Below are 5,105 nucleotides of genomic sequence, written 5' to 3' on the forward strand. Positions count from 1 at the left end.
GTACAAAACAAGGTCAAGAACCTGTGATGGTTCAGAGTTATTACCAGCAGCAAAAGAAGGAGATAAGCGAATTATTATGTTGAATGGTAAACCTATTGGGGCAGTAAATAGGATTCCTACTGGCAAAGAATTTCGAGGAAATATGGCAGTGGGAGGTAGGGTTGCTCAGACAGAAATTACAGAAAGGGAGTATGAAATTTGTGAGTATTTAGCACCTAAATTAGTAGCGGATGGTTTATATTTTGTTGGTATAGATGTGATTGGTGGTTATCTGACAGAGGTTAATGTTACAAGTCCGACAGGAATTAGAGAAATTGACTTACTTGATAATGTTAACTTGGGGAAACAAGTAATAGAATGGGCTATTTCAGTTATCAGTTAACAGTTAGCCTCCTATGGTCGTAACTGCGTTAACAGTTATCAGTACCTCTGACTATTTGCGCAGCATTCCGTAGGAAACCATCGGGATTAAAATACTAAATTGATTTTTTTCATCCCCTTAAAAGGGGAGGCTAATAACCTTATTTTTTGGTGATGGATAATGAATAATTAATAATTAATTATCCATTATTAATTATTATTAATACNCTTGATAATGTTAACTTGGGGAAACAAGTATAGAATGGGCTATTTCAGTTATCAGTTAACAGTTAGCCTCCTATGGTCGTAACTGCGTTAACAGTTATCAGTACCTCTGACTATTTGCGCAGCATTCCGTAGGAAACCATCGGGATTAAAATACTAAATTGATTTTTTTCATCCCCTTAAAAGGGGAGGCTAATAACCTTATTTTTTGGTGATGGATAATGAATAATTAATAATTAATTATCCATTATTAATTATTATTAATACAGCGCTTTCCACTGTTATGAGGTACATTGATTATAGTAGATTTGCTAATTTTGAGTGAAAACTTAATTCCAGACTTCAAAAACTATTTAAAAATTTAGTGCCACTGTACTTCATCAACATGGAATTTGCTGTAATTATTCATTATGAATTATCTATGATTCTAGTAGATTTGCTAATTTTGAGTGAAAACTTAATTCCAGACTTCAAAAACTGTTTAAAAATTTAGTGCCACCGTACTTCATCAACCTGAAATTCGCTGTAATTATTCATTATCAATTATCAATTATCCATTATCGACTGTTATGAGGTACAATCATCCCTGGCAAGATGCCCGCAATACAATATTTTTGCCATTTACCTTGTACATCATTTGCCCGAAATATGCTGTAAATAATTATCCATTGTTCATTATCAATTATCAATTATCAATTATCCANACCGTACTTCATCAACCTGAAATTCGCTGTAATTATTCATTATCAATTATCAATTATCCATTATCGACTGTTATGAGGTACAATCATCCCTGGCAAGATGCCCGCAATACAATATTTTTGCCATTTACCTTGTACATCATTTGCCCGAAATATGCTGTAAATAATTATCCATTGTTCATTATCAATTATCAATTATCAATTATCCATGATTCTAGTAAATTTGCTAATTTTGAGTGAAAATTTAATTCCATACTTCAAAAACTATTTAAAAATTTAGTGCCACCGTACTTCATCAACCTGGAATCCACTGTAAGTATTCATTATCAATTATCAATTATCAATTATCAATTAATAAATCCTTCTTAATAAACAATGAACAATCAAACTATTGGCGTAGCAGTTATCGGTACAGGATTTGGTCAAAAAGTACATATACCAGGTCTACAAGCACATCATAAAACTGAAGTATTAGCTGTTTATAATCCAGATTTAGAAAAAGCTAAATCAATTGCATTAAATCATAATATTCCTCATGCTTGTAATACCATAGAAGAGATAATTTCCCTACCTGAAGTTAGTGCTGTAACAATTTCAACTCCACCATTTCTCCATTATGAAATGGCAAAGCAAGTATTATCCGCAGGCAAACATTTATTGTTAGAAAAACCCACAACTTTAAAAGTAGAAGAAGCTCAAGAATTATATCATNCTAAATCAATTGCATTAAATCATAATATTCCTCATGCTTGTAATACCATAGAAGAGATAATTTCCCTACCTGAAGTTAGTGCTGTAACAATTTCAACTCCACCATTTCTCCATTATGAAATGGCAAAGCAAGTATTATCCGCAGGCAAACATTTATTGTTAGAAAAACCCACAACTTTAAAAGTAGAAGAAGCTCAAGAATTATATCATATTGCTGCTACTAATAAATGTGTAGCAACTATGGATTTTGAGTTTCGTTATATTCCTGCTTGGCAACTATTTGCCGAAATTTTAGCAGATGGATATGTGGGGGATAAACACCTAATTAAAATTGATTGGTTAGCATCAAGTCGCGCTAACCCAAATCGTCCTTGGAATTGGTATTCTCAAAAGGATAAAGGAGGTGGTGCATTAGGAGCGATCGCTTCCCATACTTTTGATTATGTTAATTGGTTATTTGGTCCTGCTAAAAAACTTTGGGGACAACTTAATACTTCTATTAAAACTCGCCCCGATCCGACTGTAGGAGACCAATTAAAACCAGTAGATGCTGATGATACTTGTAATATTATGTTAGAGTTGGCAGATGGTACTCCCTGTCAAATTTGTATTAGTTCTGTCACCTATCAAGGGCGTGGTCATTGGGTAGAAGTTTATGGTAGTAAAGGTACTTTAATTGTTGGTAGTAATAATCAAAAAGATTATGTGCATGGGTTTAAAGTTTGGGGTTCTCAAAATGGGGATAATTTAGCAGAAATAAATATTCCTGAAAGGTTAGATTTTCCCAAAGTTTATTCTGATGGTAGAATTGCACCTTTTATTCGAGTAGTTGATAATTGGGTACAAGCAATAGAGGCAGAAAAATCTGTAGTTCCATCTCTAAAAGAGGGTATTTATTCTCAGTTATTAATGGATTTAACCCATGAATCTAATTTAACTGGTACTTGGGTAAATGTGCCAGATTTAGATGAATTTATCGAAAATACAAGTAGCTTNAAGTTTATTCTGATGGTAGAATTGCACCTTTTATTCGAGTAGTTGATAATTGGGTACAAGCAATAGAGGCAGAAAAATCTGTAGTTCCATCTCTAAAAGAGGGTATTTATTCTCAGTTATTAATGGATTTAACCCATGAATCTAATTTAACTGGTACTTGGGTAAATGTGCCAGATTTAGATGAATTTATCGAAAATACAAGTAGCTTTTAAAAAAAGCGGTCAGCAGTCAGCGGTCAGCTTTTTTAGAAGGAGATTTAAACCTCTCCTAAAATTAAACGACAAGCTAGAAGTCGGGGATTTAGACCCAAGCTTTTCCGTTCCGGAATGCTCCGCAAACAGATACCTAATTAGGGTTTGCTGAATAAAGTCTTTTAGTAAGGGTAGGAGTTAGGAGTCAGGATAAATGGGTATGGGAGCGAGGAGGTAGTGGGAGGAATTATCACTTAATTGTTCCTGTAATATTGAGCCAAAAATGCTAACTTTTTGAACCTAAATGACCTAAAATTTCGTACTTTTTCCAGACCAAAAAAGGCGAAAATTTTTATCTATTAAGGCTTTTATATTTAGTCAGCAAGCCCTAATTATATGTACAAATTTTTAGGCTAATAGCTGGTTAATGTTAGTATTCAGCTATATCTATGTATGAGTTATTAACTCATTCTGATTGAGATAAAATTCCCTATAAATAAGTTGTTCTAAAAGTAGGGAATTAAATTATTCCATTTCAAAAAAAAGAATGCTACAAATCAAATAGTTTCAAACTTTGGATGTGAAATAATTTCCTGAAATTATCGAATGATTAATAATTATTAGTTATTAATTAAATAATTCAGGATATTCAATTCCGTTGCAGTTTTCCTTGAGGTAATTATCAATTAATGAATGTAGCACCTTTCATGTTGCGCAAGGAAAAGTTTTGAGCCGATAAAATCTAACTTTTGACTGTCTTGAGTGCGTCTTATACCAATTCCCATGCATTATTGCTATACTTGGGCGATACTTCAGTTATTAACTGATCGATACAATCAGAATTATTTTTTTGCTGGTTTTCGCTAGTTTAATGTTAATTATTCTTATGTTTGCTTCTCCGGTACGGACGTTGCACAGGCAAAAATGCGTTTTCCGTTCCGGAATGCTGCCTCTTACAGAGGAGCTGCGCTAACGCTTTTTCCTTCGGAANGTACGGACGTTGCACAGGCAAAAATGCGTTTTCCGTTCCGGAATGCTGCCTCTTACAGAGGAGCTGCGCTAACGCTTTTTCCTTCGGAATGCTAGCGCAAACATGTCGCGCAGCGTTAACGGAGTTGTGCGAAGCAAAACGCAAACATGTTGGGCAGCAAAACGTCCCTACACTCCCCTACTCCCCTACTCTGAAATAGATAAAGTTTTTGAGAAATGGTATTATATTTTGGAGGGGCTGTGTGCAGAATTACTTCCGCACTTTATACGCCCGGTAGGAAACCTCAGAATTACGCACTCGATGCATGAATTTTGACTTCCGTGAAACGGTATTAACTATCTCTAATAAGTGGTGCAGTTGCTAGACTTATAGCTGCTTTTTGCATAACTTCTATATCAGACTTTGACCAAGAACGTACATCCTGACATTGATGAGCGACTAGCAACCCCCATAAGCTCCTAGAATTGAGAACTGGTACTACTAAATTAGCCTTAACCTGTATGCTACGCAGAAAATCTCTATGGCAAGGATGTATTGGTTCTAATTCAATATTTTCCATTGCTCGTACTCTTCCATGTTGATACATAGCAGCATATTCATCATTAAAACATTCATCAGCTCCTGTTGAACCATAAATGGATAGCTTCCCAGAACTCAAAGACTCAAATATTACCTGTCCTTTCCACTCACGATAAAAGTAGTATAATACAACTCTGTCTACTTGAAGATCCTGTCTAATATTATCAATATTTTTTTGAATAAAAGTGTTTCGTTCTACATTATTAGCCAGACGATTTGCGAATTTTTCTAAATCTGGGTCACTATAATATATATTAGGATTATAATTAGGGTCTTTATTGTCACTATTCGTCATAATCAGTATAAATCAACTACTTATAATTTTTTAGCTTGCCTTGGTTAAATTTTTAG

Annotated in this window: 2 protein-coding genes and 2 pseudogenes; 3 read left to right on the forward strand and 1 reads right to left on the reverse strand. The window is 34.3% G+C overall.

The annotated features are described in order from the left end of the window. From AFK68_RS11290 to AFK68_RS11295, 3 genes and pseudogenes are all read left to right on the forward strand, one after another. Positions 1-382: pseudogene (locus tag AFK68_RS11290) on the forward strand (glutathione synthase); the annotation flags it as partial. Positions 383-1,661: 1,279 nt separating this feature from the next. After that, on the forward strand, positions 1,662-1,997 hold a 336-nt coding region (locus AFK68_RS41520), incomplete at its 3' end, for a Gfo/Idh/MocA family protein (protein ID WP_246844122.1). A 1-nt stretch (position 1,998) separates the two neighbouring features. Beyond that, positions 1,999-2,992, forward strand: a pseudogene (locus AFK68_RS11295) (Gfo/Idh/MocA family protein); the annotation flags it as partial. A gap of 1,514 nt (positions 2,993-4,506) precedes the next feature. Here AFK68_RS11295 and AFK68_RS11300 read toward each other — a convergent pair. Further along, entirely contained in the window at positions 4,507-5,049 is a 543-nt protein-coding gene (locus tag AFK68_RS11300; RefSeq protein ID WP_094672830.1) for a GAF domain-containing protein, read from the reverse strand. Positions 5,050-5,105 lie beyond the last annotated feature (56 nt).

The sequence above is a fragment of the Hydrocoleum sp. CS-953 genome (genome assembly GCF_002260545.1).
In the GTDB taxonomy this organism is placed as follows: domain Bacteria; phylum Cyanobacteriota; class Cyanobacteriia; order Cyanobacteriales; family Microcoleaceae; genus Trichodesmium.

What these genes read in the sequence shown, in the direction of transcription:
- AFK68_RS11300 (WP_094672830.1), bottom strand. Translation starts at nt 5,049, where the DNA reads ATGACGAATAGTGACAATAAAGACCCTAATTATAATCCTAATATATAT.